The organism is Citrobacter sp. wls717, assembly GCF_005280955.1.
GTDB classification, from domain to species: Bacteria; Pseudomonadota; Gammaproteobacteria; order Enterobacterales; family Enterobacteriaceae; genus Citrobacter; species Citrobacter werkmanii.
This window is the reverse complement of sequence record NZ_SZWW01000016.1, coordinates 514,232-537,925: the sequence shown is the minus strand read 5'-3', so window position 1 is coordinate 537,925 and position 23,694 is coordinate 514,232. Positions and strand designations below refer to the sequence as shown.

Sequence of the window (23,694 nt, the reverse complement as noted above, 5' to 3'; positions counted from 1 at the left end):
GGTATGTCTCAGCCCTACGGTGCCTTTGAAAACTTACGCAAACACAATGCCGTGCTGCACGAGTCGGTTGCGTTACATTCAGGGATCCAACTGGCGGCCTGGTCAAATAAGCGTGATACCATTACCCAGTATTGCGATCACCATACCCTCAGCTTATACATCGCCGATGGTTACGAGAGTTACCACAAGACGGCCGGCGGCTGGAAGAATGGCGGTGGGCCGGACCGTTTTTGCCTGATGCCGAAAGAGAGCGAATCCAGTTGGGATATTCGTGACGATCTTTCCTTTGTTCATCTCTATTGTACGGACGGCCATTTGCGCGAAGTGGGTGAAAAAGTCTGGGACAAAAGCCCTTATAGCTTCACGCTGGATGAGCATACGTTTGGCAGCGATCCGGGGATAACAGCGGTTTATCGTCAGTTTTTACTCGGGAATGACTGGCAACAACCGGCCAACCATCTCACGCTCAGCGCCGCGTCTTCGCTACTGCTCACGCATCTGATCCAGCATTACAGCAACGTCCAATGGCAGTTGCCCGTTGTCACCGGGGGACTTGCGCCTGCCACATTGCGCAATGTGCTGGCCTACATAGAAGCGCATCTGGCATACCCCATTACCCTGAGCGATTTGGCAAGTGAGGCGGCGCTGAGTGAGTTCCATTTTGCCAGAATGTTTCGCCAGTCAATGAATATGGCGCCGCATCAGTACGTTATGCAACGACGTATGGTATTAGCCCAGCATCTGGTCTGTCATTCTTCCCGCAGTTTGTCGGATATTGCGATGGCTTGCGGGTTCAGTTCAGCGAGCCATTTCAGCAACCGGTTTAAGCAGGTGACGGGTAAAACGCCAACGCAGTTACGTGCGGCGAAATAAAGCAAAAACCGCGTAGCACACACCTCCGGCGATCAGCCCCCAAAATGCAGACCCAACCCCCCATAGCGTCAGGCCACTGGCAGTGACCAGAAAAGTAATGATAGCCGCATCACGCTCGGATTCATGATGTAATGCCTGGTATAAGCTGCCGCTAATCGTGCCAAGCAGCGCCAGGCCCGCCAGCATTTGGATCCAGCTTACGGGCAAGGCCGCCATCAGTCCGGTGACCGAACCGCCAAAAACCCCTGCCAAAAGATAGAAGACACCCGCCGCCGCCGCGGCAAGCCAACGTCGCTTTGCATCAGGATGCGCTTCGGGACTTTGGCAAATTGCCGCGGTTATGGCGGCAATGCAAATGGAATAGACGCCAAAAGGGGAAAACAGCAGCGCCAGCAGACCGGTAAAAACAATCAACGGTGAAACGGGTAACGCATAACCTGACGCCTTCATGGTGGCGATACCAGGAGCATTTTGTGAGGCCATGGTGACCAGAAACAGCGGCAGTGCGATGCTAATGCTGTGGGCAAATGAAAACTGCGGGGCGATAAACTCAGGTAACACTGGAGATAAACTTACCTCATTAGTGACAATGTCACCTTTTATCAGCGCGATGATTATACCTATCAGCATCGCGGCGATTGTCGCATACCGTGGGGCAATGACTTTAAACGCTAACCATGCCACCAGCATGCTACCGCATAAGATAAGCTCACTATTAAGGCTACTGAACGCCTGCAGGCCAAAGCGTAGCAGGATCCCGGCCAGCATGGCTGACGCCAGCGAGTGGGGGATTATTTTCATCAGTCGGGCAAAGAGTCCGGTTACGCCGCACAGCACAATTAAGGCGTTAGCCACGATGAAAATACCGATCGCGTCCTGAATCGTTACCCCTTGCAGGCCCGTAACCAGCAGTGCGGCGCCGGGCGTTGACCATGCAGTGAGAACAGGGGCGCGATACCATAATGTCAGCGCCAGCGTACTAACGCCCATCGCTATTCCCAGCGCGGTCATCCAACCCGCAATTTGCCCTGTCGTCGCACCTGCGGCCAGCGCCGCTTGCCAGATAATGGCTGCCGAACTGGCATAACCGACCAGCACCGCGACAAAACCTGATAGCACGGTAGGCAGAGGGATTGAAAATGTGCGCATAGCAACTCCGTGTGCGTTATAACGGTCAGTCACTGTAGCACTGTGCGTTATAGCGTACAAGTGCTAAGCTGTAGCCTTGAGAAGGAAGGGCGAAGGAGGAGAAATATGGATAACTTAACTCACTATCTGGCGACGACGCTCAGAACGCTGCGCCACCAGCGGGAATGGAGTCTCTCGCGTCTGGCGGAGGAAACCGGCGTGTCAAAAGCGATGCTGGGGCAGATTGAGCGCAATGAATCCAGCCCTACAGTGGCGACATTGTGGAAAATCGCCACCGGGCTGAATGTCCCATTTTCAACGTTTATTTCGCCTCCTGAGTCAGACGGCACGCCGTCTTTCGATCCCCAACACCAGGCGATGGTCGTCACGCCGCTGTTCCCATGGGATCCTCAGTTGTGTTTCGATCACTTTTCGATACTGCTGGCGCCCGGCGCGCTTAGTGAATCCACGCCACACGAAAGCGGTGTTATAGAGCACGTAGTGGTGATTAGTGGACTGCTGGATATGTGCATTGATGGTCTATGGCGTACCATTAAAGCCGGTGAAGGTGTCCGTTTTGCCGGCGATACGGCCCATAGTTACCGTAACAGCGGTGAACAAACGGTTCACTTTCATTCGCTGATCCATTACCCGCGCAGTTGATCGGGAAAACTATTCCGAAATGCCGCGCTTGTGACTACAATAGCCGCCATTTTTACCGCTTGTGGATGGTAACAACTGTATGCGCCAGCAACCTCATCACCTTGAATTGTTAAGTCCGGCTCGGGATACCGCCATTGCGCGCGAAGCCATTCTGCACGGCGCAGACGCCGTTTACATTGGCGGACCGGGATTTGGCGCGCGTCATAACGCCAGCAACAGCCTGAAAGATATCGCCGAACTGGTGCCATTCGCTCATCGCTTCGGGGCGAAAATCTTTGTGACGCTGAATACGATTTTGCACGATGATGAACTGGAGCCCGCACAGCGATTAATTACCGATCTGTACCAGACCGGTGTTGATGCTCTGATTGTGCAGGATATGGGGATTCTGGAGCTGGATATTCCCCCCATTGAGCTGCATGCCAGCACGCAGTGTGATATTCGCAGCGTCGAGAAGGCGAAGTTTCTGTCTGATGTCGGATTTACCCAGATTGTCCTGGCGCGGGAACTGAGCCTTGAGCAAATTAACGCCATCCACCAGGCCACGGACGCGACCATTGAATTTTTCATTCACGGTGCGTTGTGCGTTGCCTATTCAGGTCAGTGTTATATTTCACATGCGCAAACCGGACGTAGCGCTAACCGCGGCGACTGTTCCCAGGCTTGCCGTCTGCCGTATACCCTGAAAGACGATCAGGGGCGCGTGGTGTCCTATGAAAAACACCTGCTGTCGATGAAAGATAACGATCAGACCGCCAACCTGGGCGCGTTGATTGATGCAGGCGTGCGCTCTTTCAAAATCGAAGGGCGCTACAAAGACATGAGCTATGTGAAGAATATTACCGCGCATTATCGTCAGATGCTCGACGCCATCATTGAAGAGCGCGGCGACCTTGCCCGTTCATCAGCCGGACGCACCGAACATTTCTTTACCCCCTCCACGGAAAAAACCTTCCATCGCGGTAGCACCGATTATTTTGTCAATGCGCGTAAGGGCGATATCGGCGCGTTTGACTCGCCAAAATTCATTGGTCTGCCGGTTGGTGAAGTCCTGAAGGTCGCGAAAGATCATCTGGATGTTGAGGTCACCGAGCCGCTGGCGAACGGCGATGGTCTGAACGTATTAATCAAGCGTGAGGTGGTTGGTTTCCGTGCCAATACCGTTGAAAAAACGGGGCACAATCGATATCGGGTGTGGCCGAATGAAATGCCAGCCGATTTGCACAAAGTGCGTGCGCATCATCCGCTGAACCGTAATCTCGATCATAACTGGCAGCAGGCGTTAACCAAAACCTCCAGCGAACGTCGTATCGCGGTTGATATTGAACTGGGCGGCTGGCAGGAGCAGTTGATCCTGACGCTCACCAGTGAAGAGGGGGTGAGCATCACGCATACGCTGGACGGCCACTTTGACGAAGCGAACAATGCGGAAAAAGCGTTAAGCAACCTGCAGGATGGTCTGGCCAAACTTGGACAAACGCTTTATTACGCCCGCGATATTCAGGTTAATCTCCCGGGGGCGCTGTTTGTGCCAAACGGTCAACTCAATCAACTGCGACGTGAAGCTGTCGACATGCTGGATGCGGCGCGTTTGCAAAACTATCAGCGCGGCAGTCGCAAACCGGTGTCACAGCCGGCGCCGGTGTATCCACAAACGCATCTGAGCTTCCTGGCAAACGTCTACAACCATAAAGCGCGTGAGTTTTATCACCGTTATGGCGTTCAGTTGATTGATGCGGCCTATGAAGCGCATGAAGAAAAGGGCGATGTGCCGGTGATGATCACCAAACATTGTCTGCGTTTTGCGTTTAACCTGTGTCCGAAACAGGCGAAAGGAAACATCAAGAGCTGGAAAGCGACACCGATGCAGTTGGTAAACGGCGATGAAGTTCTGACGCTGAAATTTGATTGCCGACCGTGCGAAATGCATGTAATCGGCAAGATGAAACATCATATTCTGAAAATGCCGTTGCCGGGCAGCATCGTCGCTTCCGTCAGTCCCGAAGAACTGATGAAAACATTGCCAAAGCGTAAACCTTAACCCTGGTGAGTATCGGGTTTGCGTGATTTTTGCCAGTAATGATGTTCGCGAAGATCGGCGGCGGATTCTTCCGCCGTCACGCGCAGTTCATCGCTGTCGGCGGTGTGCCGTAATACGTGATCGGCATCCTGCACCTGAAGATACTCATGTCCCTGATTGGTTGCGAGAAGTTGACCCGAAAAAAGCGCGCTGGCCAGCAATAACACCGTTAACCCTTTCTTAAACATCATGAACCCTCTGGTACGTTAGCAGCGGAAGTGGCGATAATTTCGCCAGGTGACTATTCAATATTTTAATCGGGGAAATGGCAATCTCTGTTTTGCCAATGAGATGTTTTTTGCATTTTTGTTTGGTCAACGTTGGGATTTGTTACAACCGGGTAGTATTGCTCTGCCCGGTTGTTTTCAGGGAGGGAATCAGGACTTAAAGCCAGCAGCCGTCATCAGTAAACGAAAGAACATACCGACGGCGGCCAGGGCCAGCACGCTGCCGCCCCAGAGGATCACCAGCCACATCAGGCGTTTCCAGATTGATTGTTGCATCAATGATACCCCTCACCATGTTGAACTTTGCCGCGGAAAACGTAGTAGCTCCAGAAGGTATACACCAGGATTATCGGGATAATCAGTAGTGCGCCAACCAACATAAAGCCCTGACTTTGCGCAGGCGCTGCCGCCTGCCAGAGCGTAATGGATGGCGGAATGATATGCGGCCATATGCTGATCCCCAGACCGCTGAACCCAAGGAAGATCAATCCCAGCGTCAAAACAAAGGGCAGTGCATGGCTGTGCTGTTGGTCCAGCGAGCGCCACAACCACATGCTGATCAACACCACCAGCAGCGGAACCGGCATCAGGTACCACAGGTTAGGCAGGCTAAACCAGCGCTCGGCAATCGCACTGTGCGCCAGCGGCGTCCATAGGCTGATAATGGCGATAACAACCAGCATCGCCAGCAGCAGTTTTTTGGCCACGCGGCGCATTTTATCCTGCAACGGATTTTCGCTTTTCATCACCAGCCATGTGGCCCCCAGCAGGGCGTAAGCCACGACCAGGCCAACACCGCAGAACAGCGTGAACGGGGTCAGCCAGTCGAAAGGGCCGCCGCTGTAGCTGCGTCCGGTGACAGAAAATCCGTTAAGCACTGCACCTACTACGATGCCCTGAGTGAATGTCGCCAGAATTGAACCGCCGAGAAAAGCTTTATCCCAGAATGGTCGATGTGCCGGCGTGGCATTGAAGCGAAACTCAAAAGCGACGCCGCGAAAAATCAGGCCGAGCAGCATCAGGGTGAGCGGGATCGTCAGCGCATCGACAATCACCGCATAGGCCAGGGGGAAAGCGCCGAATAGTCCGGCTCCGCCCAGTACCAGCCACGTTTCATTGCCGTCCCACACGGGGGCGACGCTATTCACCATCACATCACGGTCATCCGCATCCTGAATAGCAGGAAATAAAATGCCGATACCGAGATCGAAACCGTCCATCACGATATACATCAACGTGGCGAACACGATAATGACAAACCAGATAACTGATAAATCGATACCCATTAGCGGTGAGCCTCCGGTTGAGAATCGAGAACTGCAGCAGAAAGCGGTCGTGCAGGCGTGCCGGATGGCGGCGTTGACGGATCATGTTCCTGTGGCCCTTTACGGATCAGGCGGATCATGTAGCTGTAACCGACGCCAAATACGGAGCTGTACACCACAAAGAATGACAGCAAGCTGATGCTCATATGTAAATCGCCATGCGCGGAAACTGCATCCGCGGTACGTTGCAGACCGTAGACCACCCAAGGTTGACGGCCAACTTCAGTGGTTACCCAGCCAGCCAGAATGGCAATCAGACCGGAGGGCCCCATCCATAATGCAAAACGCAGGAAAGGACGTGAGGTGTATAGCCGCTGCTTGTAACGTAGCCGCAGGGCGATCGCGCCCAGCAGGATCATCAGCATGCCTAGCCCTGCCATAATGCGAAACGACCAGAACACCATGGTTGAATTGGGCCGGTCTTCTTTAGGAAACTCTTTCAGGGCCGGGACTTGTTTATCCAGACTGTGGGTCAGGATCAGACTGCCCAGCGCCGGGATTTCCAGTCCATAGCGGGTACGCTCCTGTTCCATGTCCGGCCAGCCGAACAGCAATAGCGGAGTGGGTTCACCGGGCGGATTTTCCCAGTGTCCTTCAATCGCCGCAATTTTTGCCGGCTGGTGTTTCAGCGTATTCAAACCGTGCATATCACCAATCAATGCCTGGAGCGGGGCGACGATTAATGTCATCCACAGCGCCATCGAAAACATAGCGCGAATAGCCGGCGTATTGTTTCCGCGCAGCAAATGCCACGCCGCAGAAGCGGCGACAAATAACGCGCTGCTGAGGAAGGCGGCAACGGACATATGCAGCAAACGATAAGGGAATGAAGGATTGAAAATAACGGCGAACCAGTCGACGGGAACAACCTGACCATTAACGATTTCATAGCCTTGCGGCGTCTGCATCCAACTGTTGGAGGCGAGGATCCAGAAGGTAGAAATAATGGTACCCAACGCAACCATACAGGTCGCGAAGAAGTGCAGGCCTGGCCCCACGCGATTCCAGCCGAACAGCATTACGCCCAGGAAACCCGCTTCGAGGAAAAAGGCGGTTAACACTTCATAGGTCAGCAGCGGTCCGGTGATGCTCCCGGCGAACTCGGAAAAACCACTCCAGTTGGTGCCGAATTGATAGGCCATCACCAGCCCGGAAACCACGCCCATACCAAAGTTTACGGCGAATATTTTCGACCAGAAATGATATAGCGAGCGCCAGGTGGGATTTTTCGTTTTTAGCCACAGCCCTTCGAGCACTGCCAGATAACTGGCGAGGCCGATGGTAATGGCCGGAAAGATAATGTGGAAGGATACCGTAAACGCGAACTGGATCCTCGCCAGGTGAAACGCGTCAAGACCGAACATGCTTAACTCCGCAGGCAAAATTGATTTGGCGCAATTCTAAGCCTGGGAAGCAATGGAGGGCAGAAACAGAACAGTTCTTTTTAACCATAACAGTTGTCGCTCTGTTATAGGTTGGCATGGCTGATATGAAATCTGGAAACTGGATTCCTGTTATTAAATAGCGTCCTCCCCACGCTAGTGATGTTGCGTTATTAATAGCAACACAATCAAAAAAGTAATCATAAATGTTTACTTTGTGTATATAATAGACGACAGGGAGGCGCAGTGAAGCAAAGTGAGTTCAGACGCTGGCTTGAATCTCAGGGAGTTAAAGTTACAAACGGCTCAAATCATCTGAAGTTGAGGTATCAGGGAAGGCGTAGCGTTATGCCCAGGCATCCTGGTGATGAGATAAAAGAGGCCCTGCGAAAAGCGATCCAAAAGCAGCCTGGCTTACAGTAATCATCATCTCTATAAGGCTGACTATATGAGAAATTTTGAGAAAATTATGCGTTATCCCGTTAATCTAATACCCGCCGTGGAAGGTGGGTTCATGGTGTCTTTTCCGGATATTCCTGAAGCATTGACTCAGGGAGAAACTCGCCATGATGCTTTGCAGGCTGCGCAGGCCGCATTGGTCACCGCTTTTGAATTCTATTTCGACGATAACGAACCGATTCCTTTGCCTTCAGCGGTTGTCGCTGGCGCTGACTATGTAGAAATACCACTGAGCGTTGCGTCTAAGGTTCTGTTGTTAAATGCCTTCCTTGAATCGAATATTACCCAGCAGGAGTTGGCAAACAGGATCGGCAGGCCTAAGCAGGAAATCACCCGTTTATTCGATTTAAAGCACGCGACAAAAATTGATGCTGTGCAGATAGCTGCCCGCGCTTTAGGAAAAGAACTGTCGGTAACGATGTTGTAAAACTGTTAACTATAACAGTTATAAAAAATGTCTTGATTATGTAAACTGATATATATAGTGGTTGTCACCAACACCGGTAATCAGGACGAAAGATGAAAAAGTACCAGCGACTGGCAGAGCAAATTCGCGATCAAATCGCGTCTGGCGTATGGCAACCCGGCGATCGTCTGCCTTCATTGCGTGAGCAGGTGGTCAGTAGCGGGATGAGTTTTATGACCGTTGGCCACGCATATCAGTTGTTGGAAAGCCAGGGGCGGATTATTGCCCGCCCCCAGTCGGGTTATTATGTTGCCGCGCGCCCTGAACGTCATTCTGCAGCACCTCAGGTGCAGGTGATGCGCGACGAAGCGGTGGATATCAACACCTACATTTTTGATATGCTGCAGGCCAGCCGGGATGCGTCAGTAATGCCATTTGCCTCTGCATTCCCTGACCCGCGTCTGTTTCCCCTTCAGCAGTTAAACCGCTCGCTGGCGCAGGTGAGTAAAACGGCCACGGCTATGAGCGTGATTGAAAACCTGCCGCCGGGGAATCATGAATTGCGCCATGCCATTGCCCGTCGCTATGCCCAACAGGGAATGACCATTTCACCTGACGAAATTGTGATCACCACCGGTGCGCTTGAAGCTCTCAACCTGAGTCTGCAGGCGGTCACTGAACCGGGGGACTGGGTGATTGTCGAAAACCCCTGTTTTTATGGCGCATTGCAGGCACTGGAGCGATTACGTCTGAAGGCGCTGTCTGTTGCCACTGATGTCAAAGAGGGGATCGATCTGGCCGCGCTGGAGCAGGCGTTGCAGGAGTATCCGGTAAAAGCGTGCTGGTTGATGACCAACAGCCAAAATCCGCTGGGGTTTACGCTCAGCGCAGAGAAAAAAGCGCATCTGGTTGCATTACTGGAGAAATATCATGTGATGCTGATTGAAGATGATGTTTATAGCGAACTTTACTTTGGCCGGGAAAAACCGCTCCCCGCTAAAGCCTGGGATCGCAGCGATAGCGTTCTGCATTGTTCATCATTTTCAAAATGCCTGGTGCCCGGATTTCGCATTGGCTGGGTGGCGGCAGGGAAACATGCCCGGCGCATTCAACGACTCCAGCTAATGAGCACCTTATCCACCAGTTCTCCCATGCAGCTTGCACTCGTCGACTATCTGTCAACACGACGCTATGACGCGCATTTGCGTCGTTTACGCCGTCAGCTTGCGGAACGCAAACAGCAGGCCTGGCAAACGCTACTGCGCCATCTTCCGGCGGAGGTCAAAATTCACCACAACGACAGCGGCTATTTTCTGTGGCTCGAACTGCCGGAACCGCTGGATGCGGGAGAGCTCAGTACGCAAGCGCTGGCGCACCACATCAGCATTGCGCCGGGAAAAATGTTCTCAACCTCGGGGAGCTGGACACGTTTCTTTCGCTTTAATACCGCATGGCATTGGGGAGAACGCGAGGAACTGGCGGTGAAACAGCTTGGAAAATTAATTCGCGACATGATGAAATAAAATGTAACGCGCTATTCAATATAAAAGAATAGTGCGTTCTTATTTTCGAAATAGAGAATACCGAACTCTGATGTTATTTATATCGGGTGCTACCATACAAAAAATCAATAGTTCTAACTATTGCCACCTCTGCACCTAACTCCTTGTCTATATTCCAGAAGATTAAAACACCCAGTCTGAATCAGTAGCGTAATGAGCGTTAGCTCACAACCTGATTAAATTTCCTTGCGCCAGCAGGAACGCTTAGCACACCCCGACTATTTTTAGGAAAGGACATATATTTACGGCAAGGCTGCCGCTCAATATTTTTTAGACAGGAGTAAGATGTTATGAGCAAGCAATTTGCCCTCAGTAGCCTGTGTGCGCTCAGTATGACGCTGATGACTGCACAGGCAGCCGAACCCCCGACATCATTAGATAAACCAGAAGGCCGCCTGGATATTATTGCCTGGCCGGGTTATATCGAACGCGGACAAACCGATAAACAATATGACTGGGTCTCGCAGTTTGAGAAAGATACCGGCTGCGCGGTCAATGTGAAAACGGCGGCCACATCGGATGAGATGGTCAGCCTGATGGCAAAAGGCGGCTACGACCTGGTGACCGCGTCCGGCGACGCTTCACTGCGTCTGATTATGGGTAAACGCGTGCAGCCGATTAACACCGCGCTGATCCCAAACTGGAAAACTATCGATCCACGCGTGGTGAAAGGCGAGTGGTTTAACGTTGGCGGAAAAGTGTACGGCACCCCGTATCAGTGGGGACCAAACTTGCTGATGTATAACACCAAAACCTTCCCAACGCCGCCGGATAGCTGGAACGTGGTGTTTGTTGAGCAAAAACTCGAGGATGGAAAAAGCAATAAAGGACGCGTGCAGGCCTATGATGGTCCGATCTATATTGCCGATGCCGCGTTATTCGTTAAAGCCACCCAGCCGCAATTAGGCATCACCGATCCCTACCAACTCACCGAACAACAGTACCAGGCGGTTATCAAAGTCCTGAGCGATCAACATGCGCTAATTCATCGTTATTGGCACGATACCACTGTGCAAATGAGTGACTTCAAAAACGAAGGCGTGGTGGCATCCAGCGCCTGGCCTTATCAGGCTAACGCCCTGAAAGCCGAAGGGCAGCCTGTTGCCACGGTTTTCCCAAAAGAAGGGGTTACCGGCTGGGCTGACACCACCATGCTGCACAGTGCAGCGAAACACCCGGTGTGCGCTTACAAATGGATGAACTGGTCATTAACCCCGAAAGTACAGGGCGACGTAGCGGCCTGGTTTGGTTCTCTGCCAGTGGTGCCTGAAGGATGTAAAGCCAGCCCGCTGCTGGGTGAAAAGGGCTGTGAAACCAACGGCTATAGCTACTTTGACAAAATCGCTTTCTGGAAAACGCCAATTGCGGAAGGCGGCAAATTCGTTCCTTACAGTCGCTGGACGCAGGATTACATCGCCATTATGGGCGGTCGTTAATTCCGCTGGGGGTTTTATGACGTACGCAGTAGAGTTTCATAACGTCTCGCGTCTGTACGGGGATGTTCGTGCAGTTGATGGAGTGAGTATTGCGATTAACGACGGGGAGTTTTTCTCAATGCTGGGGCCATCCGGCTCCGGCAAGACCACCTGTCTGCGCCTGATTGCCGGGTTCGAGCAGCTTTCAGGCGGCGCAATCACCATTTTTGGAAAACAGGCCAGCGAATTGCCCCCCTGGGAGCGGGACGTTAATACGGTATTTCAGGATTACGCGCTATTCCCACATATGTCGATCCTCGACAACGTCGCTTACGGGCTGATGGTCAAAGGGATTGATAAAAAACAGCGTCACGCCAAAGCCCGTGAGGCGCTTGATAAAGTCGCACTCGGTTTTGTTCATGAGCGCAAACCGTCACAGCTTTCCGGCGGACAACGTCAGCGCGTGGCGATTGCCAGGGCGCTGGTCAATGAACCGCGCGTTCTGCTGTTGGATGAGCCGCTCGGGGCGTTGGATCTTAAGTTGCGCGAACAGATGCAATTAGAGCTGAAGAAGTTACAGCAATCTCTCGGTATCACCTTCATTTTTGTCACTCACGATCAGGGCGAAGCGCTGTCGATGTCTGACCGTGTGGCGGTGTTTAATAACGGTCGTATCGAACAGGTGGATTCTCCGCGTGAACTGTACATGCGTCCACGGACACCGTTTGTGGCGAGCTTCGTCGGGACGTCCAATGTCTTTGATGCCACGATGTCAGCGAACGTTTGCGGGCTACATGGAATGTTTTCCCTGCGTCCGGAATACATTCGGTTGAATGATGCCGGGGGAGACGTCCAGGCTCCGGGAGTCATCCAGGCGGTGCAGTACCAGGGCGCGGCGACACGGTTTGAACTGAAACTGGCTGGCGGTGAAAAATTACTGGTGAGCCAGGCGAACCTGACGGGAGAAATGCTGCCGTCAACGCTGTCGCCGGGTCAGCAGGTGATGGCATCGTGGTCACGCGACGTGATGGTGCCGTTGGTTGAGGAGAGGTGAATGGCTATGAACGTCTTACATTCGCCATCGCAACCGACAAATCTGAACAAGATTTCCGGTTTCTTCTGGCGTAACCCGGGGCTGGGGCTGTTTTTACTGCTTCTCGGGCCGCTGATGTGGTTTGGCATCGTCTACTTTGGCTCACTGCTGACGCTGTTGTGGCAAGGTTTTTATACCTTCGACGATTTCACCATGTCGGTCACGCCGGACCTGACGCTGGCGAATCTGCAGGCGCTGTTTAATCCCGCCAACTACGACATCATTTTACGTACTCTGACGATGGCGATAGCGGTCACCATTGCCAGCGCGATTCTGGCGTTTCCGATGGCGTGGTATATGGCGCGCTATACCAGCGGCAAAATGAAAGCCTTTTTTTACATTGCGGTGATGCTGCCGATGTGGGCCAGTTACATTGTTAAAGCCTACGCGTGGACGTTACTGTTGGCGAAAGACGGTGTGGCGCAGTGGTTTTTAACCCATCTTGGGCTGGAGCCGCTGCTGCTTTCGTTCCTGACGCTACCTGCTGTCGGCGGCAATACGTTGTCGACCTCAGGGTTAGGGCGCTTTCTGGTGTTCGTTTACATCTGGTTGCCGTTTATGATCCTCCCGGTACAGGCCGCATTGGAGAGGCTTCCGCCGTCACTGTTACAGGCTTCCGCTGATTTGGGCGCGCGCCCGCGTCAAACCTTCCGCTATGTGGTTCTTCCGCTGGCAATACCCGGTATCGCGGCGGGATCTATCTTTACTTTCTCTCTGACGTTGGGCGATTTTATCGTGCCGCAACTGGTGGGACCGCCGGGGTATTTCATCGGCAACATGGTGTATTCGCAACAAGGGGCGATCGGCAATATGCCGATGGCGGCGGCATTTACTCTGGTGCCGATTGTGTTAATCGCACTGTATCTGGCGTTCGTGAAGCGTCTGGGAGCTTTCGATGCACTCTGAACGCGCACCCTGGTTACTCAAACTGGCGGCATGGGGCGGGGTTATTTTCCTGCACTTTCCCATCCTCATCATCGCCACCTATGCTTTTAATACTGAGGAGGCTGCTTTTAGTTTTCCACCGCAGGGGTTGACGCTGAAGTGGTTTAGCGTTGCGGCGCAGCGTAGCGATATTCTGGAGTCTGTGACGTTGTCACTTAAAATCGCTGCGTTGTCAACGGCTATTGCTCTCGTTCTGGGGACGCTGGCCGCTGCCGCGCTGTGGCGCAGGGACTTTTTTGGCAAGAGTGCAATATCGCTGTTGCTGCTGTTGCCAATCGCGTTACCGGGGATCATCACCGGTCTGGCGCTGTTGACGGCGTTTAAAACCATCAACCTGGAACCGGGTTTTCTCACGATCGTGGTGGGGCATGCGACGTTTTGCGTGGTGGTGGTGTTTAACAACGTTGTGGCGCGTTTTCGCCGTACCTCATGGAGTCTGGTTGAAGCGTCTATGGATCTTGGCGCCAACGGCTGGCAAACCTTTCGTTACGTGGTGCTGCCGAACCTGGCATCAGCACTGCTGGCGGGCGGAATGCTGGCGTTTGCCTTGTCATTTGATGAAATCATCGTGACAACGTTCACCGCCGGACATGAAAGAACACTTCCTTTGTGGCTGCTCAATCAACTGGGTCGTCCACGGGATGTGCCTGTCACCAACGTTGTGGCATTGCTGGTAATGCTGGTGACTACACTGCCAATTTTAGGGGCCTGGTGGCTAACGCGTGAAGGCGACACTCTCGCCGGAAACGGTAAATAAACGACGATATGGGAAATTGCTATGCAACATCAATTACTGATTAATGGCGAGCTGGTCAACGGTGAAGGTGAAAAGCAGCCAGTCTATAACCCTGCAACTGGTGAATGCATTCTGGAGATTGCCGAGGCCTCAGCCACGCAGGTTGATGCCGCGGTCCGTGCGGCCGACAGTGCCTTTGCCAGTTGGGGACAAACCACACCGAAAGTGCGTTCCGAGTTACTGCTGAAACTGGCGGATGCTATCGCGGATAATGCGCAAACCTTCGCTGAGCTGGAATCGCTCAACTGCGGTAAGCCGCTGCATTGTGTGCTCAACGATGAAATTCCGGCCATCGTCGATGTTTTCCGCTTCTTTGCCGGGGCGGCCCGCACCCTGCAAGGACAGGCCGCCGGAGAGTATCTGGAAGGGCATACGTCAATGATTCGCCGGGATCCGCTGGGCGTGGTCGCCTCTATTGCCCCGTGGAACTATCCGCTGATGATGGCGGCGTGGAAACTGGCTCCGGCGCTGGCGGCGGGGAACTGCGTGGTGATTAAACCGTCGGAAATTACCCCATTAACGGCGCTTAAACTGGCCGAGTTTGCCAAAGATATTTATCCGGCAGGCGTTGTCAACGTGCTGTTTGGCCGTGGAAAAACCGTGGGCGATCCGCTGACCGGACATGAAAAGGTCCGCATGGTTTCATTGACCGGCTCTATTGCCACCGGCGAACATATTATCCAGCATACCGCGTCTTCAATTAAGCGCACACATATGGAACTGGGCGGCAAAGCCCCGGTCATCATTTTTGATGATGCGGATCTGGATGCGGTAGTGAGCGGCGTGCGAACCTTTGGTTATTACAACGCCGGACAAGACTGTACCGCCGCTTGTCGAATCTATGCCCAGAAAGGCATTTATGACGCGTTGGTTGAGAAACTTGGCGCGGCGGTTGCCAGCCTGAAAATTGGCGCGCCGAACGACGAATCGACGGAGCTGGGACCGGTAAGTTCGCAGGCACATCTTGATCGCGTGGCCAAAGCGGTCGATGAGGCCAAAGCCCTGGGGCATATCAAGGTTATCACCGGGGGTAAAAAAGTGGACGGCGCAGGCTACTACTTTGCCCCAACGCTGCTGGCCGGGGCGAAGCAAGAAGATGCCATCGTGCAGCGGGAAGTTTTTGGTCCGGTGGTCAGCGTGACCGTATTTGATGATGAAGACCAGGTGCTGGCATGGGCGAATGATTCGAAATACGGACTGGCATCTTCTGTCTGGACCCGGGACGTCGGCCGCGCGCATCGGTTCAGTGCTCGTCTGCAATATGGTTGCACCTGGGTCAATACCCACTTCACGCTGGTCAGCGAGATGCCGCACGGTGGGCAAAAACAGTCTGGTTATGGCAAAGATATGTCGGTGTACGGGCTTGAGGATTACACGATTGTTCGCCATGTCATGATCAAGCATGAGTAACAATTTAGACGTGAACACCTAATGAGGCACGGATAGCTAAAAATTAGCAAACGGGTCTCTATACTATTCGCGCCACTGGCCTCGTCGCCATCGGACGGCGGTAAGTTGGAAATATCCGCGAGGTCAGGCTAATTGATACGACAAAGCCCCAGCTTAACGCCGGGGCTTTGTGCTTTCAGGTATACCGTCCAGTTATCAGCGGCGGTAGCTGCAAAGCCAGGCAAGTAGCGCACAGACGCTCAGCACCAGCCCCAGTTGTTGCACCATGCCAGCCAATCCCAGCATCATTCCCAGCAACAGGTAATAGCTTAACCCGAACAAAGCTCCAGCGGCCCCGGCTTGTTCACGATAGCGACGCAGTGCCTGGCTCAATACATTGGGAATGGCGATACCATAGGCCAGTACCACCCCAAACACCGGTATCAGGATCCATGCAGTATGCTGTAGCCACCACGCCGCCAGGCCTGAGAACATGGCCAGCACACAGGCATGACGTACCAGCTGTTGCGGCGTCAGACCTGTCGTTAACAGACGCCGATTCAACAGGCTTCCCGACAGCGAAGCAAGCGCAAGTAACACCCCCGTCCAGCCAAAGGCTCTGGAACTCCATCCCAACTGCCTGAAAAGAAATGGCGCCAGACTGTAATAGCTAAACAGCATGGTATTTAACAGGGCGACCAGCATAGCATTTTTCCACAGCTCATCGTCCCGAGCCATGCGGGGCAGGAGCACAGCCATCCGCGGGCGGATCGTATTCTCCGGCCTTGTTTCCGGCAAACGGGTTGCTGTCAGTATGAGCAGTAATATCGCCAGCAAAACAAGAGCAACGAATACACCGATATGACCATACAGGCTTACCAGCCAACCTCCGCTTAGCAGGCCGAAAACCGGACTCAGGGCCAGCGCGGCGCCCATCACAGAAAAGACGCGGGATAGCGTGGTTGATTCATAACAGTCCCTCAATATGGTCTGTACCACGACTGACCCGGCAGCCGCTCCGATGGCTGACACCATCCGCGCCAGCAGCAACATGTTGAAATTGGTGGCAACAATAGCCAATGCACAACCTGTGCCGTAGCAGATTAGTCCTGCCAGCATCGCCCGCCGTCGTCCGATACTGTCGCTCAGCCAGCCCCACATCGCCACACCGACGGCGAAGGCCACAAAGTAAACGGAGAGTGTTTGAGCTGCATGTTCACTGCTTATGTGAAAAGCGGTAGCGATACCTGGCAATGCCGGGCTGTAAATGGTTTCCACCAGTTGCGGAAACATTATCAACAGAGTGAGCAGCCAAAGCGGCGGACGACGAAGAATATTCATAGCAATATCCGAAGAGAGCGAAAACAGGCGGGAATTATTGCTGAAAGGGGGCTGTCTTATTACTATTATCAGGACTTTATATATCAAATATCGGACAGATAATGAAAATTGCCCCCGATGAAATTTTCGATGCGGATAGCTTTGATAACCCGGTAATTGGGATTGCCGCCGATATGGGCGTACACGATTCCGGACGCCATAGCCACCTTCGTCATCAACTCCTTTTTTCGGCGGCGGGGAGCATCACGATTGAACTGGAGCAGGCCCTGTGCCTGCTGCCGCCACGGCGTGCGGTCTGGATCCCGGCCGGTACGGTTCATCGCGCCATCATGCGTGGCGTAATGGCTTATCGTTCTTTGTACTTTTCAACCTCGCTGCCGTTATCCGATCTGCCCATGCATATCGTCGAGGTTAATCCACTTTTTTTCGAAGTCATAGAACGCATGGCATTTTGGTCATGGGATATGCCTGCGGTGCAACAGGCCAGCCTCATCACCGTTTTTTGTGAGGAATTGCGGGCCGCGCGTAGTGAAAACTGGACATTACAATTTCCCTCAGATCCACGGCTGGACGTATGGCTTGAGCAATTGCGCATGGGGGCGTTGCCACCGCGACTGAATCAGTTGTCCCAACGGGTTGGGGCGTGTGAGAAGACCATCAGCCGGATCTTCATCAGAGATACCGGGATGAATTATCAGCACTGGCGGCAGCAATTTAGACTGTTAAAAGCCATGGAAATGCTGGCTGACGGGAGTCCTGGTAGTCAGGTGGCGCAACATCTGGAATTTGTCAGTGACAGTGCTTTTATTGCATTTTTCCGTCAGCATACCGGCACCACGCCAGCCCGCTTTACAGGCAAATAATGCCGCAGAAGGATTAGGGATATTACATCCTAAGGATGATTTACCGGATGAAGGTAGAGTGGGAAGATCGTTGGCTAATGGCAGAGAGAAAACCCTCTCTGCCAGTGGACGCTGCAATTAATTCAGAAGAGTCACATCAAGCAAACCAGCCGAACCTTGCGGAAATCAGACTGAAAAGTCCTACAGCAGCAAATATATTTATCAGCACCACAGTTTTACTGGAAACATTCATTTGTGCCACCTTTCGTTTTAACCCCTATGGGTATAGTACGGGTTATAACTATCCGCAATAGTACGAATTCTGAACATAATGAAAACGGGTTGTTTTACCGCCGTTTCTCTTAAAATAATTAATAAAACTTGATGTGAGTCATGAAAAAGAGCATATTGCGCGCGATTTTACCTTCCGGCCAGGATGCCTTACATGTCTCTGTACCAAAAAATGTTGGTCTTTTATGCGGTGATGGCCGCTATTACGGCAATCATCACCTGGTTTCTGTCACGCGAGAAAAAGCGGATTCGTTTTCTCAGCGCGGTATTAGTCGGGGCGACCTGGCCAATGAGCTTTCCCGTCGCGCTGATGTTTTCACTTTTCTGATGAGGCCGTTTCAGACGGAAAGCAGGGCATCTAAACGTTTTTTGTCGACTTCAGTAACATCCTGTGGGTGCTGATATCCCACGTTCTCATTCGCGCGGGTATACAAAGCAACCAGCCAGTCGTAAACATAGCGGCTTGCGCCGTGCGAGGGCTGTTCTTCCAGTTTGGCCAGTCGCGACATCGGTTGTTGCTTCGGCGCGCTAAAAATAGCCGCGCCTTTTTGGATCCTGCTGGCAGGGCGCTGTTCCTCAGCAACGTTGGTAAATCCAAGCCAGGTAATAAAATCCCCAATATCGGCATGTAGCTGCGCCGCACAGACGTTTTCGCGCTGCATCATGCGCTGTAAGCGTTGCGGCATCTCCAGGCGATAACTGGTGGTCACAAGAATGTCAGCCACCTGTCTTAGCGTACGAGGATCGAGACCTAAACGGCGCGCATTATTTTCATCGCGACACCACTGACGTACGTGATTAACCCACATTTTGTGTGCCAGATAACCAGTTTCTTTGCTCTCCGGCGAGTGCGGTATGTCACGTACTTCAGCAAACAGGTCGATCTCTTCATTAAATAGCCCGTTCACCTGTTCCTCGCGCGGCTGATGAACACGCAGCAGCGACTCAAAGAGGCGCATTGGCGGCAGTAAACCCTCCAGTAGCTCGCCATGTTTTGCCGCCTGGGATTGTAACTGGCGGATCACCGACTCGCTGCTACCTGACTCATCATCGCGGGTGTTAATCCAACTCATCAGCGTTTCGCGGATGCGCTGTTGGTGCTGTTCGCGCAGAGAGGTCAGCCTGGCCTGACGCTGTTGTGGTGAAGTCGCCTGAGTCAGCCATTCGACAAGGCGTTGTAAGCTGTGGTTATCCAGCGCCTGCAGCGTACCCCAGTGCAGTCCCGGTTTGCCCATTAATTGCTGTACGGACTCATCCAGGTTTTGCTGGGTGCTAAAACGCGCATCCTGTGGGGTGATGGCCCAGACTACGCCCGGTAATGCGGCGTCATGTACGGGTTGCGTATCGTTGACCCAGCCCAGCAGCTTGCGGGTAATGGCTGGCGTCTGGGCTCGGGTAGATACCGCATTGCAGATTAAGAGCACATCCGGTTGCAGTTGCTGGCGATAATGCTCCAGCATCCAGCCTAATTTTGCCTGCCACAGCGGATGGGGATGAGCATCCGGGGCGAGAGGGATATCGAGCAGATCGACATTCTCCAGCACAGCATCTTCCACCGTCAGGATCAGCTCGCGCGTCAACAGCGCTAGTGAAGCCTGTGAGAGACTGACCGCATTGAGCAACTGATGGTTTTCTATTGGATGAACAACCACATCACTTTGCGCCTCACTCCCGTGCAATGCCACCTGAGTGAGAAAACTCTCAGCAGGTAAACCAAAATGGTCAACCAACAGGCTCAGCGGAGCCGCCAGTTCTTGCGCGTTCCCGGTTTGTTGCAGCGTATGCGCCAGCGCCAGCCACTGCTGCGTTAGCTCTGGTTGTTCTCCCCACAATAATGCCCAGGCGTTTGCCCGGGTCGTCAGATCCAGAGCGGGGAGAAGCGTAGCAAACTGATGCCATAGCGCATCGTCAATTTGCTGCTGATTAGCCGGTACGCAGGAGCGCCAGAAACGACCGATTGCCGCGACATCCTGAGCCGTGATGCCTTGCACCGGATGACGCTGACGCAGGGTTTGCCATTTTTCCAGGCGCGCCTCAATAATCGATTTCTCAACCTGGCGGTTGTCCGGAAGCGCACAGAACTGTGTGATAAACAGCTGTACCAGTTCAGCTTCACTGAGTAAGCGTAAGCGCAGCGGCCATTCGCTATTGAGCGGATTATCTTCACGCGTAAAGCGAATCGCCATTTTGGTCGGTGCATGCCCCGGATTAATATGCGAAAAATAATCAAAACTGCGATCCGGGGTCACGATATTCACTTTGCCATTGGCATTGCTGCACAATGCCGCGAGCAGATGCGCTTTCGCTGATTGTGAGTGCCCATATAACCCAACACAGCCTCGTGCTGAAAAGGTCGCTGTCAGCGCAGATTCATTAACCGCGGCTAACGTAAGTTGTGTCAGCAGGGCATCCGCCTCATCATCAAGACGTACGGAACGCTGGCGGGTCTCTGTTACCCACTCGATGACGGCCTGCGCGGTGTTTAACATCTTACTCATTTCAGGTACACGCTCCCGCTATCAATCCAGTAATGGCTACCGCTATGGCGACGATCCGCCAGGGTATTCAATTTTAACGTTAAGGCATTGGCGGCAACGGGGGTGCCATCCTGTAACCAGGCATCGCTGAGTACGAAGCATTCCGGGCCGCTCTCTTTGCTGCCGCCGCGTAACTGCAGCCGTACATTTAACACGCCATCTCCGGCGATACTTTTTGCCAGTTCGGCAGAATTTATGCTCAGCGTATACAGCGGCGTGGCAGGCCAGCGGCTGTTTGCCAATTGGCGGAAGCCTAACGTTACATTGCCGCGCAGCGGGAAGTGCAAACGGGTATCCAGCTTCGCGCCGGGTGTATCCAGATCGATATCGTGATACCAGATGTTCTCATCGCGTAGCGTGTTGACCGTATTATCCAGCACGCCAAGATAACGTACGGTCGAGTAAGCGCCGATATCGGCAGCTTTAAAATTGAAGCGCGGTAAACGCAGATCCAGCGCCAGGCTGCATAGCATTGCACCGACTGCTGCGGTGGATTTGGGGTTGCCAATCCGCCCTTGCTGACTGAACGGATACCACTCGTGCACCCGATAGTTATCCATCCAGATCATACGATTAACCGGAACGGGTTGAAGATGGCGGATCAACGCCTGTACGCCCGGTAAACAAGCGGGTCTGCCGGTCACTAATAAAATATCGCAACGATAATGTGAAATAGCCTCACAAACCGCGTGCAGCGGCGAGGTCAGGGTAAATTGCCCCGCCAGTAACGCTTCTTGTAACTGCCTGAACTGCACCTGTAACGGCACGCTCAAAACATCAAACGCTGGCGAACCAGACGGCAACGCATGATCGATAGCCTGTTGGATATAGTTCATCACGTTACGCGTGGGTTGCTGGCTGAGCAGCTCGCCAAAGGTGGCATGCAGTCCGGCTACCGGATCGTTAATATCGCTTTGTTCCCAGGCGGAGAGTACCGCATGACCGAGCGGCATAAAGAGTTGTAATGCCGTTTGCTGACGCAGGATCGCCTGAGTATCGATGCGCCCGGAATCGCCAAACAGCGTAGCCAGTAATGCGGCGGCGTCGGTCACGCCAGCCTGCTGCAAGCGGGTTTGCAGGGCAGGTAGTACGCAACGCTGAATCACGTCCAGCAGCATGTCATCGCCCGCAACCTTAAAGCCTTCGCGAAACAGCAAATGCGGGGTGATCTTGACGTTCGCGCCAACGCCGTCATCAAGCTGGTAATGGACGACGGCCATATCCGTGGTCCCACCGCCAATATCGATGGATGCCACGCGCAGTGCACGGCCTTTAATCTCACCAGGTTCCGGCAGACGGTCCGGACGGGCAAGGGCATTAAAAAACGATTCCGTGTGACCATCGTAGTGGGAAATCGCCTCGTTATACAGCCACACCAACTGACCGCAGCTGGCTTCATCCCACTCCATCTGGATCTCAGGGACGGGAACCACGCTCTTTTCCTGCTGCTTACGGGTGGTGAAGTCTTCATCCTGCGGGTGCCAGCCCATTGCTTTCCAGACCAGTGCAATGGCTTCAAACATACGCAGGCGGAAAATCTCGCGCTCCTGTTTTGGCATCGCTGAGGGTAGGGTCAGGATCAATGTGCGCAACTGGCGAGGAGAGGCCGGGAAACCAAGGCGCAAACGCGTCGCCACGCTGTTAATTTGACCCAGCGCCTGAGCCAGGATCTCACACAGCATATGCGTCATCAACGTGCTGCGGCTGTATTGCGGTGAGAACACCGGCAGACGGTCATCCTGCGGCAGGCTGAACAGCGGTTGTCCGTCATCATTCATGAGATTCATCAGCGGGAAGGCGGTAGCCAGCGGTTCGCGCTGGGTTTTGCCATTCATCTGGCTAAAGCGCCAGTCATGGAGCACCGGCGTTTCATCCCACAGATAACGGCGCGGGCTGGAGATCCCGCTGCTGCCTTCCGTACCCATACGTTGCATCGCCAGCTTTCGGGCTTCATCGCCCACGCGAACAATCGACGGCCAGATAAAGGCGTCATCACGACCGCTCTCAACGGAAAAGTGCTGTTTACCGAACCGCGCTTCGGAAAACTCCAGTCGGCTGGTGAATAGCGGATCGTTAAGAAACTGCGGCTCGCTTAATGACCGCACCTGTAATTCAGCGGTCTGGCGCAGTCCATCATTGGCATCGCCGTGATCCTCAATCAGGACGCCGCAGGTATGGGTATTACCAATGTCCAGGATCAGATCGACGGGAATCGCCGGTGTGCTGAGCGTATGTGTGACCAGCTTGACTTCAGGAATAGAAAGCTGTTCGCCTAACAGGGTTAACAAATTTAACCAGTGCGCCTGATATTCAAAATTACGCAGCGCCTGCTGGATCTCATGTTCTGAGCGATTCTCATGCTGCGTGACATGATGCATAAAGGATTCGCGCAGCCAGCCGTCAATCCAGGTCTGGTCGAGGAAATCGGCAATTTCGCTATCATGCCAGGCCAGTGCAAATCGCGTACCGTTAAGCAGGTCATTTTCGTTGGGGGTTAACGCTGCCGGGGCATTTTCAGTGAGCTGGCTGTCCAGCGCCAGGGTAACGCGGTGAGTGTTGCCCGCGCTGTCTGGTTGCGCCAGTTTTCGCACCTGTACACGCGCCCAGTTATCCGGGCCTTCAACAAACGTACGCGGCGGATTAAAGCGCAGGAACGGCAGCGGTAGCCAGATGCCGTCGAGCACGTCCAGAGAATAATGCAGCGTCTGGGTGCTTTCCGGCTTCACCACTTCGGGCTGACCGCCGGTGCTACCCGGCAAGGTATAGCGTCCCGTTGTCAGATCGAAGTCCAGCCGTAGCAGGGGACCGTTGGCCGTTTTGCGCACAAAGCGGCCATGATGCGCAGATTCCTGCGGCGTCAGGCCAAAATCCAGAAATTGCACACCGCTATTGGCAATGAGCGTCACGCTTTGTTTGTAGTCACACAGATTCACCAACATA

General features: G+C 53.4%; 21 protein-coding genes and 1 pseudogene. 13 read left to right on the top strand and 9 right to left on the bottom strand.

The genetic code is table 11. From position 1 onward, the window contains the following. The first annotated feature begins 3 nt into the window (after nt 1-3). Complete coding sequence (locus FDX09_RS12645) at nt 4-873, top strand: helix-turn-helix domain-containing protein (RefSeq protein ID WP_085048160.1); 870 nt, start codon at nt 4-6, stop codon at nt 871-873. Here the strand turns inward: FDX09_RS12645 and FDX09_RS12640 are convergent. Further along, nucleotides 856-2,022 carry a benzoate/H(+) symporter BenE family transporter gene (locus tag FDX09_RS12640; protein WP_137347306.1) on the bottom strand — a complete coding sequence of 389 codons (1,167 nt, stop codon included), beginning with the start codon at nt 2,020-2,022 and terminating at the stop codon, nt 856-858. The two genes, FDX09_RS12645 and FDX09_RS12640, sit on opposite strands and share 18 nt — an antisense overlap. Before the next feature lie 105 nt (nt 2,023-2,127). Between FDX09_RS12640 and FDX09_RS12635 the strand changes: the two genes are divergently transcribed. Both FDX09_RS12635 and FDX09_RS12630 read left to right on the top strand, forming a co-directional pair. After that, complete coding sequence (locus FDX09_RS12635) at nt 2,128-2,664, top strand: XRE family transcriptional regulator (RefSeq protein WP_042308263.1); 537 nt, start codon at nt 2,128-2,130, stop codon at nt 2,662-2,664. 79 nt (nt 2,665-2,743) lie between these two features. Then, a complete protein-coding gene (locus FDX09_RS12630) occupies nt 2,744-4,705 on the top strand; it encodes a U32 family peptidase (protein ID WP_110498016.1) in 1,962 nt (653 codons plus the stop codon). Here the strand turns inward: FDX09_RS12630 and FDX09_RS12625 are convergent. From FDX09_RS12625 to FDX09_RS12610, 4 genes are all read right to left on the bottom strand, one after another. Continuing rightward, nucleotides 4,702-4,932, bottom strand: coding sequence for a DUF2554 family protein (locus FDX09_RS12625; protein ID WP_038640744.1), 231 nt, complete (start codon nt 4,930-4,932; stop codon nt 4,702-4,704). The genes FDX09_RS12630 and FDX09_RS12625 overlap by 4 nt on opposite strands. 189 nt (nt 4,933-5,121) lie before the next feature. Beyond that, entirely contained in the window at nt 5,122-5,247 is a 126-nt protein-coding gene (locus FDX09_RS12620; protein WP_064507023.1) for a DUF2474 domain-containing protein, read from the bottom strand. Then, a complete protein-coding gene (gene cydB / locus FDX09_RS12615) occupies nt 5,247-6,257 on the bottom strand; it encodes a cytochrome d ubiquinol oxidase subunit II (protein WP_038640742.1) in 1,011 nt (336 codons plus the stop codon). Before cydB ends, FDX09_RS12620 begins: the two co-directional genes overlap by 1 nt. Continuing rightward, the gene (locus FDX09_RS12610) at nt 6,257-7,660 is read right to left on the bottom strand and encodes a cytochrome ubiquinol oxidase subunit I (RefSeq protein ID WP_038640740.1); all 1,404 of its coding nucleotides are present in this window, start codon (nt 7,658-7,660) and stop codon (nt 6,257-6,259) included. Before FDX09_RS12610 ends, cydB begins: the two co-directional genes overlap by 1 nt. A gap of 264 nt (nt 7,661-7,924) precedes the next feature. Between FDX09_RS12610 and FDX09_RS12605 the strand changes: the two genes are divergently transcribed. The 8 genes from FDX09_RS12605 to patD all read left to right on the top strand — a co-directional run bounded on the left by FDX09_RS12605 (nt 7,925) and on the right by patD (nt 15,764). Continuing rightward, a complete protein-coding gene (locus tag FDX09_RS12605) occupies nt 7,925-8,101 on the top strand; it encodes a type II toxin-antitoxin system HicA family toxin (protein ID WP_137347305.1) in 177 nt (58 codons plus the stop codon). Between the two features lie 46 nt (nt 8,102-8,147). Further along, on the top strand, nt 8,148-8,564 hold the full coding sequence (locus FDX09_RS12600; protein WP_087856629.1) for a type II toxin-antitoxin system HicB family antitoxin: 417 nt from the start codon (nt 8,148-8,150) through the stop codon (nt 8,562-8,564). A gap of 92 nt (nt 8,565-8,656) precedes the next feature. Further along, nucleotides 8,657-10,066: a PLP-dependent aminotransferase family protein gene (locus tag FDX09_RS12595; RefSeq protein ID WP_069324935.1), complete on the top strand. Its 1,410-nt coding sequence runs from the start codon at nt 8,657-8,659 to the stop codon at nt 10,064-10,066. 329 nt (nt 10,067-10,395) lie between these two features. Further along, nucleotides 10,396-11,541, top strand: a complete 1,146-nt coding sequence (gene ydcS, locus FDX09_RS12590; RefSeq protein WP_069324934.1) for a putative ABC transporter substrate-binding protein YdcS — start codon at nt 10,396-10,398, stop codon at nt 11,539-11,541. Nucleotides 11,542-11,557: 16 nt separating this feature from the next. After that, nucleotides 11,558-12,574: an ABC transporter ATP-binding protein gene (locus FDX09_RS12585; RefSeq protein WP_137347304.1), complete on the top strand. Its 1,017-nt coding sequence runs from the start codon at nt 11,558-11,560 to the stop codon at nt 12,572-12,574. Continuing rightward, nucleotides 12,575-13,519 carry an ABC transporter permease gene (locus FDX09_RS12580; protein ID WP_069324933.1) on the top strand — a complete coding sequence of 315 codons (945 nt, stop codon included), beginning with the start codon at nt 12,575-12,577 and terminating at the stop codon, nt 13,517-13,519. Further along, nucleotides 13,509-14,315 carry an ABC transporter permease gene (locus tag FDX09_RS12575; protein ID WP_003020204.1) on the top strand — a complete coding sequence of 269 codons (807 nt, stop codon included), beginning with the start codon at nt 13,509-13,511 and terminating at the stop codon, nt 14,313-14,315. The genes FDX09_RS12580 and FDX09_RS12575 overlap by 11 nt, the downstream gene beginning before the upstream one ends. 21 nt (nt 14,316-14,336) lie before the next feature. After that, complete coding sequence (patD, locus tag FDX09_RS12570) at nt 14,337-15,764, top strand: aminobutyraldehyde dehydrogenase (protein ID WP_038640724.1); 1,428 nt, start codon at nt 14,337-14,339, stop codon at nt 15,762-15,764. Nucleotides 15,765-15,959: 195 nt separating this feature from the next. On the opposite strand, the gene FDX09_RS12565 is transcribed toward patD, so the two are convergent. Beyond that, a complete protein-coding gene (locus tag FDX09_RS12565; protein ID WP_121529076.1) occupies nt 15,960-17,084 on the bottom strand; it encodes a multidrug effflux MFS transporter in 1,125 nt (374 codons plus the stop codon). A 101-nt stretch (nt 17,085-17,185) separates the two neighbouring features. On the opposite strand from FDX09_RS12565, the pseudogene FDX09_RS12560 reads away from it, so the two are divergent. Next, nucleotides 17,186-17,964, top strand: a pseudogene (locus FDX09_RS12560) (helix-turn-helix transcriptional regulator). A 119-nt stretch (nt 17,965-18,083) separates the two neighbouring features. Here the strand turns inward: FDX09_RS12560 and yncL are convergent. After that, nucleotides 18,084-18,179, bottom strand: a complete 96-nt coding sequence (gene yncL / locus FDX09_RS12555; protein ID WP_071524268.1) for a stress response membrane protein YncL — start codon at nt 18,177-18,179, stop codon at nt 18,084-18,086. Nucleotides 18,180-18,371: 192 nt separating this feature from the next. On the opposite strand from yncL, the gene FDX09_RS12550 reads away from it, so the two are divergent. Continuing rightward, nucleotides 18,372-18,545 carry a GhoT/OrtT family toxin gene (locus FDX09_RS12550; protein WP_069324931.1) on the top strand — a complete coding sequence of 58 codons (174 nt, stop codon included), beginning with the start codon at nt 18,372-18,374 and terminating at the stop codon, nt 18,543-18,545. 10 nt (nt 18,546-18,555) lie between these two features. On the opposite strand, the gene FDX09_RS12545 is transcribed toward FDX09_RS12550, so the two are convergent. Together FDX09_RS12545 and FDX09_RS12540 are read right to left on the bottom strand one after the other, a co-directional pair. Then, complete coding sequence (locus tag FDX09_RS12545; RefSeq protein WP_137347303.1) at nt 18,556-20,715, bottom strand: virulence factor SrfC family protein; 2,160 nt, start codon at nt 20,713-20,715, stop codon at nt 18,556-18,558. Further along, a complete protein-coding gene (locus tag FDX09_RS12540) occupies nt 20,712-23,693 on the bottom strand; it encodes a virulence factor SrfB (RefSeq protein ID WP_137347302.1) in 2,982 nt (993 codons plus the stop codon). Before FDX09_RS12540 ends, FDX09_RS12545 begins: the two co-directional genes overlap by 4 nt. Nucleotide 23,694: the final 1 nt, after the last annotated feature.